At 68.9% G+C, this 12,535-nt stretch carries 10 protein-coding genes; all 10 read right to left on the bottom strand.

What is annotated here, in order from left to right:
* Nucleotides 1-329: 329 nt before the first annotated feature.
* The 10 genes from MMSR116_RS29935 to ccmE all read right to left on the bottom strand — a co-directional run bounded on the left by MMSR116_RS29935 (nucleotide 330) and on the right by ccmE (nucleotide 12,509).
* Entirely contained in the window at nucleotides 330-1,247 is a 918-nt protein-coding gene (locus MMSR116_RS29935) for a LysR family transcriptional regulator (protein WP_010684579.1), read from the bottom strand.
* A 76-nt stretch (nucleotides 1,248-1,323) separates the two neighbouring features.
* Nucleotides 1,324-2,985 (bottom strand): OFA family MFS transporter, encoded by a 1,662-nt coding sequence (locus MMSR116_RS29930; protein WP_010684578.1) that lies wholly within the window; start codon nucleotides 2,983-2,985, stop codon nucleotides 1,324-1,326.
* A 199-nt stretch (nucleotides 2,986-3,184) separates the two neighbouring features.
* Nucleotides 3,185-3,478: a formate dehydrogenase subunit delta gene (locus MMSR116_RS29925; RefSeq protein WP_010684577.1), complete on the bottom strand. Its 294-nt coding sequence runs from the start codon at nucleotides 3,476-3,478 to the stop codon at nucleotides 3,185-3,187.
* A gap of 9 nt (nucleotides 3,479-3,487) precedes the next feature.
* Entirely contained in the window at nucleotides 3,488-6,349 is a 2,862-nt protein-coding gene (gene fdhF, locus MMSR116_RS29920) for a formate dehydrogenase subunit alpha (protein ID WP_010684576.1), read from the bottom strand.
* 10 nt (nucleotides 6,350-6,359) lie between these two features.
* Nucleotides 6,360-7,919 carry a formate dehydrogenase beta subunit gene (locus MMSR116_RS29915; RefSeq protein WP_010684575.1) on the bottom strand — a complete coding sequence of 520 codons (1,560 nt, stop codon included), beginning with the start codon at nucleotides 7,917-7,919 and terminating at the stop codon, nucleotides 6,360-6,362.
* Nucleotides 7,916-8,389 (bottom strand): formate dehydrogenase subunit gamma, encoded by a 474-nt coding sequence (locus tag MMSR116_RS29910; protein ID WP_010684574.1) that lies wholly within the window; start codon nucleotides 8,387-8,389, stop codon nucleotides 7,916-7,918. Before MMSR116_RS29910 ends, MMSR116_RS29915 begins: the two co-directional genes overlap by 4 nt.
* Nucleotides 8,390-8,768: 379 nt before the next feature.
* Nucleotides 8,769-9,425, bottom strand: a complete 657-nt coding sequence (locus MMSR116_RS29905) for a glutathione S-transferase family protein (RefSeq protein WP_039893442.1) — start codon at nucleotides 9,423-9,425, stop codon at nucleotides 8,769-8,771.
* A gap of 96 nt (nucleotides 9,426-9,521) precedes the next feature.
* Nucleotides 9,522-9,986, bottom strand: coding sequence for a cytochrome c-type biogenesis protein (locus MMSR116_RS29900; protein WP_039893440.1), 465 nt, complete (start codon nucleotides 9,984-9,986; stop codon nucleotides 9,522-9,524).
* Entirely contained in the window at nucleotides 9,986-11,986 is a 2,001-nt protein-coding gene (locus tag MMSR116_RS29895) for a heme lyase CcmF/NrfE family subunit (RefSeq protein WP_010684571.1), read from the bottom strand. The genes MMSR116_RS29900 and MMSR116_RS29895 overlap by 1 nt, the downstream gene beginning before the upstream one ends.
* Nucleotides 11,987-11,996: 10 nt before the next feature.
* Nucleotides 11,997-12,509, bottom strand: coding sequence for a cytochrome c maturation protein CcmE (ccmE, locus tag MMSR116_RS29890; RefSeq protein WP_010684570.1), 513 nt, complete (start codon nucleotides 12,507-12,509; stop codon nucleotides 11,997-11,999).
* Between the last annotated feature and the right edge of the window lie 26 nt (nucleotides 12,510-12,535).

Raw genomic sequence — 12,535 nt, 5'->3', positions numbered from 1 at the left:
GAAGTGCCATCCGAAAGTCTGAGATTATAACTTGAGTTGCGTATTCGAATGCAATACAGGTTGCGCATAGCTCGGCGCCGGGCCGAAGGCAGCGTCGATATAGCCTCCCAGACTATCGAGGCGCCGACCGTCACCGCGGCGATCGAGGTTGCCAGCCGCGCCATGGGCGCGTTCCTGGCGGATGTACCGGGCATCGGGATCCTCACAGAGGACGCTGCGGGCGGCCTCGTCTGGTCCTGCCGACGGAACATGCCCTCTCCGCCGGAGCCCGAGTTTTTCCTGTCCTGACGTGCCTCTGACCCGGCCGGCCTGGGCGGCGCGGCCGGTGGTCAGGCCTGCGCGGATCGAGACAGGTCGGGGTCCAGCGTCCGCGCGAGCGACCGGGCGATAGCGACCAGAGCCGTCACGATGGGTGTCGACGGCTCCCGGCGCGGGGCCACGAGGCCGATCGTGTGCTCCAGGTCCGGGGCGGTGATCGGAATGGCGCGCACGCCATCCATGGGGCCCAGGGCGTCCACCAGGATCTCCGGCATGATCGAGGCCCAGCGCAGGGTGCGCACATGGGTCAGCAGCACGATCATCGAGTTGGACTCGAGGGTGGCGGCGGGGTCCGCGCCGGCCTCGCGGATCTGCTGGTCGATGATCCGCCTGTTCTGCATGTTGGGCGTGAGCAGGCAGAGCGGCAGGCTGCTGGTCTCGGCCCAGGTGACGCTCGACCGCCCGTCGAAAGGGCCGCCGATGGCCGTCACCAGGCGGTAGCGCTCCCGGTACAGCGGGACCGACACCACGCGCCCCAGGGGCTCGTTGTCGAGATAGGTGAGCCCGGCATCGGCCTCCAGATTCTCGATCAGTGAGAAGATGTCTGCCGAGGTCGCGGACTCCACCGAGAGTCGCACGTCGGGATGGCGTTCCCGATAGGGCGTCGTCAGCTCCACGACCATCGGCAGGGCGGTCGGGATCGCGGCAATGCGCAGGTGGCCTGTCAGCCCTCGGCGCAGGCCCGTGACCTCCTCGTGCATCGCCCGCGCGTCGGCCACGATGCGGCGCGCCCATTCCAGCACCCGCTCACCCTCGGGGGTGAAGCCCTGGAAACGGGATCCGCGCAGAACGAGCTGCACGCCGAAGCGGTTCTCCAGCTGCTTCACGCCGGCCGACAGGGTCTGCTGGGTCACCCCGCAGGCTTCGGCGGCATGGCCGAAATGCTGCTCACGGGCGAGCGCGAGCAGGAAGTCCAGCTTGTCGATCACGACGGAAGGATCCCGGCACGGCGAGGCGCGCCGAGCCTAGCGGCCCGCCGCGCCCGCCACAACCGGCGGCCCGGCCTCAGCGGAACAGGATGAAGGCCTTCGACAGGGTGATGCCGATGCCCCAGACGATCGGGATGCCGACCACCGCCCAGGCCAGGGCGGCGCCGAGGCTGAAACCGCCGCGCCCGATGCCGAAGGATCCGGACGGCCCATCGGCCGTGGCGCCGGTGCGGACGTCGAGGGACGCCCGCTCGGAATCGGACATGAACCAGCGCTGGGCCAGGGGCCGGACCAGGAGGTTGCAGAGGAAACCGACCGCCAGGAAGCTCGCCAGCACGTACATGGTCCGGCCGTAGAGGTCCGCCCCCTGCACGCCCGCGGCGACCTGCGCCTCGCGGATCTTGGTGATGACGAACGGCCCGACGATGCCCGCCATCGACCACGCGGTGAGCAGACGCCCGTGGATGGCACCCACGAACTGTGTGCCGAACACGTCGGCGAGGTAGGCCGGGACCGTCGCGAAGCCGCCGCCGTACATGGACAGGATCACGCAGAAGATCGCGACGAACAAAGCCTGCGAGCCGATGCCGGCCGCCCAGGGCGCCGCCGCGTAGAGCAGGCCGCCCAGCGCGAAGAAGATCGCGTAGGTGCCCTTCCGCCCGATCCGGTCCGACATCGAGGCCCAGAAGAATCGGCCCAGGATGTTGAACAGCGAGAGCAGGCCGACGAAGCCGGCCGCGATTGCCGCGACCTGCGCCTTCTGGCCGCCGTCGAGGGCGGCGAAGCCGGTGCCCGGCAGGCCGATCAGCTCGCCGCCGAAGATCTCCTGGAGCATCGGCGAGGCCAGCGCCAGCACGCCGATACCGGCGGAGACGTTGAGGAACAGGACGAGCCAGATCATCCAGAACTGGAAGGTCTTGTGCGCGTCCCGCAGGTGGACGTGACCCGAGGCGATCATGGCGTTCTTGGCGGTCGGAGCCGTCCAGCCATCCGGGCGCCAGCCGGCCGGAGGAACGCGGTAGCCGAAGGCGCCGCCCAGCATGAACAGGATGTAGCCGACCCCCATCACCGCGAGCGTCTGCCAGACACCGGCCGAGTCCGCGGTCCGGAAGCCCTTGATCAGGGTGTCTGCGAGCGGCGAGCCGATCATCGCACCGCCCCCGAAGCCCATGATGGCCATGCCGGTGGCCATGCCGCGGCGGTCGGGGAACCACTTGATGAGGGTCGAAACCGGCGAGATGTAGCCGAGGCCGAGCCCGACGCCGCCGATCAGGCCCATGCCGAGCCAGACCAGCCAGAGCTGGTGGACATAGACGCCGAGCGCGCCGATCAGGAAGCCGCCGCCCCAGCACAACGCGGCCACGATGCCGGCCTTGCGCGGGCCCGCGCGCTCCAGCCATCCGCCGAACAGGGCGGCCGACAGGCCGAGCACGACGATGCCGATGGAGAAGACCGTAACGAGGTCGCTGACGCGCCAGTCACAGGTGGTGGTGAACAGGGCAGTCATCACGCCCATGTCGGGGCAGGCGGCCGGCGCGGGCTTGCCGACGGAGAGCGCCCGCGTCAGCGGAAGCCAGAAGACCGAGAGGCCGTAGGCCATCCCGATGCAGAGATGGATCGCGAGCGCCGCCGGCGGAACCAGCCACCGGTTGAAGCCCGGCCGGGCGACGATGCGCTCGCGCGAGAGCAGACCCGGCGCGACATCGGGCGCGACCGCACCCGCAACCCCAAGACTCATGACGTCATCCTCTCCGGCAGCCACTTGGATGGGCGGCTTGTCGGAGGATGATGCGCGATCTGTGTGCAGGGCACCAGAGTCGCGCCACGCTTGGGCGACATTTTTAATCCTGATTGCAACGGTTTGTATGCAGCAGGGCCAAAGAAAAGGGCCCCGCAAGGGGTCCTGATCACGCGCGCTCCGCGCTTTACCGCCGGTCTCAGCCCGCGTCGCTGGCCCCGGCCCCGGCGAGTTGCGGGTCCCGGGTCGCGGGACGCACCGGGCTGTCGGCGGCCGGCTCGGCGCCGTGCAGCGCCCGCCGCACCAGATCGTCGACCCGGTCGCCCTGCTCCGGCAGGGCGGCCTCGAGATGCGCGATCATCTTGGGCGTCCAGAACGCCTTGATGTGCTTCTGGATTCCCGCGACCGCCTCCTCCTCCGGGTAGGACCGGAAGAAGGTGGCGATCTGGTTGGCCATGCGGACGAGCTTGTCCGCCTGCGTCACCGCGCTCATCGGGTACTCTTACTCTGCCGCGTCGAGGGTCTGGGCGATCCGGGTCAGGGAGAAGTCCTCCTCGTAGAACTTCGCCTGCCAGTCGGAGGGCCGGTTGGTCCGCCGGACCTGCACCGCCGTCACCTTGTACTCGGGGCAATTGGTCGCCCAGTCCGAGTAGTCGGTGGTGATGACGTTGGCGCCGGTCTTGGCGTGGTGGAAGGTGGTGTAGACCACGCCGGGCTGCATCCGCTCGGAGACCTTGGCCTTCAGGGCGATGTCGCCCGAGCGGCTCTCCAGGGCGACGAGGTCGCCGTCCACGATGCCGCGCAGCTCCGCGTCGAACGGGTGGATCTCCAGCACGTCCTCCTCGTGCCAGCGCGAGTTCTCGGTGCGCCGGGTCTGCGCGCCGACATTGTACTGGGACAGGATCCGGCCCGTGGTCAGGATCAGCGGGAACTTCGCGCCCGTCCGCTCCTCGGTGGCCACGAACTCGGTGATCATGAACCGGCCCTTGCCGCGGACGAACCGGTCCACGTGCATCATCGGCGTGCCGAGCGGCGCCTTCTCGTTGCAGGGCCACTGCACCGAGCCAAGTTCGTCGAGCTTGGCGTAGGACACGCCGGTGAAGCTCGGGGTGAGCGAGGCGATCTCGTCCATGATCTCGGACGGGTGGCTGTAGTTCATCGGGTAACCCAGCGCGTTGGAGAGCAGCACCGTGCCCTCCCAGTCGCCGTAGCCGCCCATCGGGGCCATGACCTTGCGCACGCGGGAGATGCGGCGCTCGGCATTGGTGAAGGTCCCGTCCTTCTCGAGGAACGAGGCGCCCGGCAGGAAGACGTGCGCGTATTTGGCGGTCTCGTTCAGGAACAGATCCTGGACGACGATGCACTCCATCGCCTTCAGGCCCGAGGTCACGTGGTGCGTGTCCGGGTCCGACTGGGCGATGTCCTCACCCTGGATGTACATGCCCTTGAACGAGCCCTCGACGGCCTCGTCGAGCATGTTGGTGATGCGCAGGCCCGGGGCGTTGTCGAGCTTGGCGCCCCAGAGGGCCTCGAAGCTCTCGCGGGTCGCGTCGTCCGACACGTGGCGGTAGCCGGTGAGCTCGTGCGGGAACGAGCCCATGTCGCAGGAGCCCTGGACGTTGTTCTGGCCGCGCAGCGGGTTCACGCCGGCGCCGAGCTTGCCGATGTTGCCGGTGGCCATGGCAATGTTGGCCATGCCCATGACCATGGTCGAACCCTGGCTGTGCTCGGTGACGCCCAGCCCGTAGTAGATGCCGGCCGCGCCGCCCTTGGCGTAGAGCCGGGCCGCGCCGCGGACCTCCGCCGGGTCGAGACCGGTGAAGGGCTGCTGGCTTTCCGGGGAGTGCCGCTCATCGGCGATGAACCGGGCCCAGGACTCGAACTCGGCCAGATCGCAGCGCTCGCGGACATAGGCCTCGTCGACCAGCCCCTCGGTGACGATCACGTGCGCCAGCGCGTTGATGAAGGCGACGTTGGAGCCGGGCTTCAGCGGCAGGTGATAGTCGGCCTTGATGTGGGGCGACTTCACGAGGTCGATCTTGCGCGGATCGGCGACGATCAGCTTGGCGCCCTGGCGCAGCCGCTTCTTCATCCGCGAGCCGAAGACCGGATGGCCGTCGGTCGGGTTGGCGCCGATCACCAGGATCACGTCGGAATGCTCGACCGACTTGAAGTCCTGCGTGCCGGCCGAGGTGCCGAGCGTCGACATCAGGCCGTAGCCGGTCGGCGAGTGGCAGACGCGGGCGCAGGTGTCGACGTTGTTGTTGCCGAAGGCGGCGCGCACCAGCTTCTGGACGAGATAGGCCTCCTCGTTGGTGCAGCGCGACGAGGTGATGCCGCCGACCGAATCCTTGCCGTACTTGGCCTGGATCCGCTTGAACTCGGAGGCCGCGCGGTCGATCGCCTCCTCCCAGGAGACCTCACGCCACGGATCCGTGATCTTCTCGCGGATCATCGGCTTGGTGATGCGGTCCTTGTGGGTGGCGTAGCCGTAGGCGAAGCGGCCCTTCACGCAGCTATGGCCCTCGTTGGCCTTGCCGCCCTTGTAGGGGACCATGCGGACGACGCGCTCGCCCTGCATCTCGGCCTTGAACGAGCAGCCGACGCCGCAATACGCGCAGGTCGTCACCTCCGCGTGCTCGGGCTGGCCGTACGCGTGGATCGATTTCTCCTGCAACGTGGCCGTCGGACACGCCTGGACGCAGGCGCCGCAGGAGACGCACTCGGACTCGAAGAAGTTGGTCGGGCCGGCCGCCACGCGGCTGTCGAAGCCGCGGCCCGCGATGGTCAGCGCGAAGGTGCCCTGCACCTCCTCGCAGGCGCGGACGCAGCGGTTGCAGACGATGCACTTCGACGGGTCGTAGGTGAAGTACGGGTTCGACTCGTCCTTCGGCAGGTACTTCTCGGAGCTCGGCCGGACGTGGTTGTCGCCCTCGTAGCCGTAGCGCACGTCGCGCAGGCCGACGACGCCCGCCTGGGTCTGCAGCTCGCAGTCGCCGTTCGCCGCGCAGGTCAGGCAGTCGAGGGGGTGGTCGGAGATGTAGAGCTCCATCACGCCCTTGCGGAGCTTGGCGAGCTTCTCGTTCTGCGTGTGCACCACCATGCCGTTCTCGGCCGGGGTCGTGCAGGAGGCCGGGGTGCCGCGCCGCCCCTCGATCTCCACGAGGCACAGGCGGCAGGAGCCGAACGGCTCCAGCGAGTCGGTGGCGCAGAGCTTCGGGATCTGCGTGCCGGCATGCATCGCCGCCGCCATCACCGAGGTACCGGCCGGCACCGTCACCGACATGCCGTCGATCGTCAGCGTCACCGTCTGCTCGCTGACGCGGATCGGCGTGCCGTAGTCGATCTCCTTGATCAGGCCCATCGACGTCTCCTCACTCGGCCGCGGCCGGCAGATCGCCGGCGCGCCTGAAATCCTCGGGGAAATGGGTGATCGCGCTCATCACCGGCATGGGCGTCAGACCGCCCATGGCGCAGAGCGAACCGTCGGTCATGACCTCGCAGAGGTCCTCGACCAGCTTCAGGTTCGCCTCCGGCCGGATGCCGGCGATCACCTTGTCCATGGTCTCGACGCCGCGGGTCGCGCCGATGCGGCAGGGCGTGCACTTGCCGCACGACTCGGTGGCGCAGAACTCGAAGGCGAAGCGGGCCTGAGAGGCCATGTCGACGGTGTCGTCGAACACCACGATGCCGCCGTGGCCGACGAGGCCCTTCTTGGCCGCCATCGCCTCGTAATCGAGGGGCGTGTCGAGGAGATGGTCGGGGAAGTAGGCCCCGAGCGGCCCGCCGACCTGCACGGCCCGGACCGGCCTCCCTGAGCGGGTGCCGCCGCCGAAATCCTCGATGACCTGACGGAGGGTGATGCCGAAGGCCATCTCGATCAGGCCGCCGTGCCTGACGTTGCCGGCGAGCTGGATCGGCAGGGTGCCGAGCGACCGGCCCATGCCGTAATCGGCGTAGGCCCTGGCGCCGTTCTCCAGGATCCACGGCACGGCCGTGAAGGTCATGACGTTGTTGACCAGCGTCGGCTTGCCGAGGAAGCCCTTGAGCGCCGGGATCGGCGGCTTCGCCCGCACGATGCCGCGCTTGCCCTCCAGGCTCTCCAGCAGCGATGTCTCCTCGCCGCAGATGTAGGCGCCGGCGCCGAGGCGCACTTCCAAGTGGAAGGTCTTGCCCGAACCGAGGATGTTGTCGCCGAGCACGCCGGCCTGGATGCCGTTGGCGATCGCCTCCTTGAGGGTGGCGAAGGCCTGCGGGTACTCGGAGCGCAGGTAGATGTAGCCGTGGGTGGCACCGGTCGCGACGGCCGCGATGGTCATGCCCTCGATGAGGTTGAAGGGGTCGCCCTCCATCATCATCCGGTCGGCGAAGGTGCCGGAATCGCCCTCGTCGGCGTTGCAGACCACGTATTTCTGGTCCGCCTTGGCGAGCATCACGGTGTTCCACTTGATGCCGGCCGGGAAGCCGGCACCGCCCCGGCCGCGCAGGCCGGAATCGCGCACCGCCGCGACGATGCCCTCGGCATCGAGCTTCAGGGCGGCCTCCAGGCCGCGATAGCCGCCATGGGCCCGGTAATCCTCGACGGAGACCGGATCGATCACGCCGCAGCGGTGGAAGGTCAGGCGCTGCTGCCGCGCGAGGTAGGGGATCGTCTCCGGATCGCCGAGGCGCAGGGCGTGGTCGCCGCCCGTGGTCAGGCCGGCATCCAAAAGGGCATCGACGTCCTTGACCGTCACCGGCCCGTAGGCGACCCGCCCCTCGGGCGTGCCGACCTCGACCATCGGCTCCAGCCAGAACAGGCCGCGGGAGCCGGTGCGGACGATGGTGACGTCCAGGCCGCGGCGCTCGGCGCCGGCGAAGAGGGCACGGGCGACCTTGTTGGCGCCGAGGCCGAGCGCGACGGCGTCGCGCGGGATGTAAAGCGTGACGCTCACTGGCGCACCTCCGTCAGGGCGGCCTCAAGGGCGTCGGCGGTCAGATGCGCGACCGGCTCACCGTCCACCAGCGCGGCGGGGCCGTTGGCGCAGAGGCCGAGGCAGTAGACCGGCTCGACCGTGGCGCTGCCGTCAGCCGTCGTCTCGTGCCAGCCGCAGCCCAGGCGGCCGAGGATCTCGCGGTGCAGCTTGTCCGAACCCATGGCCTGACAGGCTTCGGCCCGGCACAGCTTCACCTCGTGACGGCCGGCGGGGTGGGCTCGGAAGTCGTGGTAGAAGGTGATGCAGCCGTGCACCTCGGCGCGGGACAGGTTCAGGGCGTCCGCGATCAGCGGAACGGCGCCGGAATCCACGTAGCCGAACGTCTCCTGCAGCGCGTGCAGGATCGGCAGCGTGGCCCCTTCGAGATGGGTGTGTTCGGCGATGATCCCGGATGCGCGCTCTGCGCTCCAGGGCTCGTGACGCGCCATGGTTTCCAGCCCAGTCTGTTCCTGTTCTAAGGCGAAGAGGAACAGAATTGCCGGTTGGCTTCAATCGAGCTGTCCGGTTGCGCGACAAAGGACGTTTGTCGAGCTGTAACTCGCGGATTCGCCGGTTCGATACCAAAGGTTTAAGTGGCTGAGGAAAAAGATTTTCTCGGTCTCAACAGGGCCCAGGATCTTTTTGCGTGCACCGCAACAAAAATGGGTGCCCTGCAATAAATTGCATCCTACCTGCAGATGACTGACCGGTCTCCGCCATGGCCAACCGTCTTTGCGCGCGGAGCGAAGCAACCCAGTAGCGCCACGCTTGCCGATTTCGCGATTCCCTGGATTGCTTCGCTCCGCGCGCCATGACGGCACCCCCGTTTCAGAACTCCATCTCCAGCTCTTCGATCTCGTCCGGCTCGTCGGCGGCGGCCTCGGCCCACTCGACCATCAGCGGCCAGTGCAGGATCGTGTCGCGGTAGGCGGCGGCACGGGGCGGCAGGGAAACGTCATAGGTGCGGAAGCGGGTGCAGACCGGCGCGAACATGGCATCCGCCAGGCACGGCCGCGCGCCGAACAGGTACGGCCCGTCGTAGCGGTCGAGGCAATCGTCGAAGATCGTGACGATGCGCTCGATATCGGCTTTCGCGCCGTTGAACACCCGAAAGTCAGGGTGGAACGCCCGCAGATTCATCGGCAGGGCCGAGCGCAGATTGACGAAACCGGAATGCATCTCGCCGGAGATCGAGCGACAATGGGCCCGCTCCGCCACGTTCCCGGGCAGGAAGCCGGCCTCCGGGAATGTCTCGGCCAGGTACTCGGCGATGGCGAGGCAGTCCCAAACCACGACAGTGCCATGGCGCAGGCGCGGCACCAGGAAGGACGGCGACAGGTGCAGCAGTTCCGCCCGGCTGTTGAGATCGGCTCCGGACAGAACCTCGGTCTCGAAGTCGAGCCCCGCCATCCGGCAGATCAGCCAGCCCCGCAGGGACCACGAGGAGTAGTTGCGGCTCGAGATGGTGAGCGTTGCGGCCGTCATCGTCCTGCCCCCAGGCGCATCGCCGATCCTACGGCTTCGATGTCGCATCCAAGACTCGTGCCGAGTGCGGGAGGCGAATCACGGCCGCGAGCGATTCTACTCCCGTCGCAGGAGCGCGGCGACCTCGGCCTCCTCGGCAGCCGAGAGGGTCCGGGCGGGAGCGGCCGGCCGGCGCCGCGCGAGGCGCCAGATCCCGAATGCGCCGAGCAGCACCGCGAGCACGGGCGTCAGCCACAGCAGAAGGGTGTGCAGCGCGAAGACCGGCCGCAGGAGCACGAACTCACCGTAGCGGGCGACGACGTAATCGCGCACCGCCGTGTCGCTGTCGCCCTTCTCCAGGCGCTCACGGACGATCAGGCGCAGATCCTTGGCCAGCGGCGCGTCGGAATCGTCGATCGACTGATTCTGGCAGACGAGGCAGCGCAACTCAGCGGAGATCTCCCGGGCTCGGTGTTCCAGAACGGGATCCTTCAGCACCTCGTCGGGCTGGACGGCGTGGGCCGGGATCGACGCGATCAGGGCGATCGCGGCGATCACCGTGCGGCGTGCGCGGGCCGCCATCACTCGGCCGGCACCGCGGCCGGCAACGGCCGCGCCTTCGCCTTGGCGGGGACGCCGACGCGCATCCGGCGATCGGTGAGCGACAGGCCGCCGCCGAGTGCCATCACCACGGCCCCGAGCCAGATCAGCAGCACCAGCGGCTTGTAGTACAGGCGCAGGCCGACGCCGCCGTCCTGGCTCATCTCGCCGAGGCTGGCATAGACCTGGCTCGCGCCCACCGTCAGCAGGCCCGATTCCGTCACCGCCATCTTGCGGCTCGGATAGAAGCGCTTGCCCGTCTCCACGTGCCCGACCTCGTCGCCGGAGCGGGTCCGGATCGTCAGGGAGGCGGCGGCCTCCTCGTAGTTGGGACCCTGGCGCGGCCCGACCCGATCGAGGGTCGCCACGTAGGGGCCGGTCGCGAGGGTCTGGCCGGGCTTCAGCGTCGCCAGCCCCTCGGTCGCCCAGCCCTGGGCAGCGATGCCCAGCACCACCACGCCGACGCCGGCATGGGCGAGCGCGGTCCCCCAGGCCGAGCGCGGCAGGCCGACGGCCCGTCGACCGATCTGGCCGATCGAGCGCGCCCGGCTCGCACCGTAGCCGCGGGCGCGGGAGACGATCTCCAGCGCGGAGCCAATCAGCAGGTAGGCGCCCAAGCCGATCCCGACTGGTGCCATGACCGGGCCGCCCCAGGTGAGCGCCAGCACCGCGAAGCCGACCACCAACGCGACCGAAAGCGCGGCGAACAGGCGCTGTGCCGCGGCGAGGACGTCGCCGCGCTTCCAGGCGAGCGCCTGCCCGAAGGGCACGATCAGCAGCAGCGGGATCGCGAGCGGCACGAAGGTGGAATTGAAGAACGGCGGCCCGACCGTGATCTTCTCGCCGGTCAGCATCTCCAGCACCAGCGGGTAGAGGGTACCCACCAGCACGGTGGCGCAGCCCGCGACCAGGAACAGGTTGTTGAGGACGAGCGACCCCTCGCGGGAGATCGGCGCGAAGAGGCCGCCCTGGCGCAGGAGCGGCGCCCGCCACGCGAACAGCGTCAGCGAGCCGCCGATGAACAGCACCAGGATCGCCAGGATGAAGACGCCGCGGGTCGGGTCGGTGGCGAAGGAGTGCACCGAGGTGATCACCCCCGAGCGGACCAGGAAGGTGCCGATCAGCGAGAGCGAGAAGGTCAGGATGGCGAGCAGCACCGTCCAGACCTTCAGGGCGTCGCGCTTCTCCATCACCACGGTGGAGTGCAGCAGCGCCGTGCCGGCGATCCACGGCATCAGGGAGGCGTTCTCGACCGGATCCCAGAACCACCAGCCGCCCCAGCCGAGCTCGTAATAGGCCCAGTAGGAGCCCATCGCGATCCCGAGCGTCAGGAAGCACCACGCGGTCAGCGTCCAGGGTCGCACCGCCCGGGCCCAGACGGCGTCGATCCGGCCGTCGATCAGCGCGGCCACCGCGAAGGCGAAGCTGATCGAGAAGCCGACATAGCCGAGGTAGAGGAGCGGCGGGTGGATCGCGAGGCCGGGATCCTGCAGGAGCGGGTTGAGGTCGTTGCCCTCCAGCGGCGCCGGGATCACGCGGCTGAACGGGTTGGAAGTCGTGATGATGAACAGCACGAACACGAAGGTGATCAGCCCCTGGACGCCCAGCGTGCTGGCCCGCAGCCGCGGCGGCACGGAGTTCTTCGCCGCCGCGACGCAGGCGCCGAACAGGGTGAGGATCAGGACCCAGAGGAGCATCGAGCCCTCGTGGTTCCCCCAGACGCCGGAGATCTTGTAGATCAGTGGCTTCTGCGTGTGCGAGTTCTCGACCACGTTCTGGACCGAGAAGTCGGACGTGACGTGCGCGTAGGTGAGCGCCGCGAAGGCGAAGAGCACGCAGGCGAAGGCGCCGAGCGCCGCCTGCGAGGCGGTCTGGCGCAGGGCCGGGTCGCCCGACCGCGCGGCCCAGATCGGCATCACCACCTGGACGAGGGAGATCGCCAGCGCGAGCGCGAGGGCGAAGTGGCCGGTCTCGACGATCATGCGAAGTCTCTCACCGCTCGCTGCGCGGGCCGAGGGTGCTGTCCGCCGCCGCGGTGGCGGGCTTCGGCGCCGGAGCGGCCTTGCTCGGGCCGCCCTCCTGCCAGCGTCCCTGCGCCTTCAGCGCGTCGGCCACCTCACGGGGCATGTAGGATTCGTCGTGCTTGGCGAGCACGGTGTCGGCGCGGAACTGGCCGCCCGGCTCAAGGACACCCTCGGCGACCACGCCCTGCCCTTCCCGGAACAGGTCCGGCAGCATCCCCTTGTAGTGGACCTCGACGGTCTCGTTCGTGTCGGTGACGGCGAAATCGACCGTCTGATCGGGGCCGCGCTTGAGCGAGCCGTCCTTCACCAATCCCCCGAGCCGCAGGCGCGTGCCCGGGGCGATGGCCTGCTTGGCGATGTCGGTGGGTGAGCGGAAGAACACGATCGAGCCACTCATGGCGAACAGGATCAGCCCGACGGCGAGCGCGAGCACGCTGCCGCAGGCGGCGATCAGGATCAGGCGGCGGCTCTTACGCGTCACGATATGTCCACCCCGCGATCCGGGGG

Origin of the sequence: Methylobacterium mesophilicum SR1.6/6 (genome assembly GCF_000364445.2) — a bacterium.
Lineage (GTDB): Bacteria > Pseudomonadota > Alphaproteobacteria > Rhizobiales > Beijerinckiaceae > Methylobacterium > Methylobacterium mesophilicum_A.
Note: the sequence above shows the minus strand (reverse complement) of the source record. Positions and strands in the feature narration are given on the sequence as shown.

Coding starts and splice junctions, on each gene's coding strand:
- fdhF (WP_010684576.1), bottom strand. CDS start 6,349: ATGGGCCTGATCAAGGAGATCGACTACGGCACGCCGATCCGCGTCAGC.
- MMSR116_RS29930 (WP_010684578.1), bottom strand. CDS start 2,985: ATGAGTCTTGGGGTTGCGGGTGCGGTCGCGCCCGATGTCGCGCCGGGT.
- MMSR116_RS29900 (WP_039893440.1), bottom strand. CDS start 9,986: ATGGCGGCCCGCGCACGCCGCACGGTGATCGCCGCGATCGCCCTGATC.
- MMSR116_RS29905 (WP_039893442.1), bottom strand. CDS start 9,425: ATGACGGCCGCAACGCTCACCATCTCGAGCCGCAACTACTCCTCGTGG.
- MMSR116_RS29910 (WP_010684574.1), bottom strand. CDS start 8,389: ATGGCGCGTCACGAGCCCTGGAGCGCAGAGCGCGCATCCGGGATCATC.
- MMSR116_RS29895 (WP_010684571.1), bottom strand. CDS start 11,986: ATGATCGTCGAGACCGGCCACTTCGCCCTCGCGCTCGCGCTGGCGATC.
- MMSR116_RS29925 (WP_010684577.1), bottom strand. CDS start 3,478: ATGAGCGCGGTGACGCAGGCGGACAAGCTCGTCCGCATGGCCAACCAG.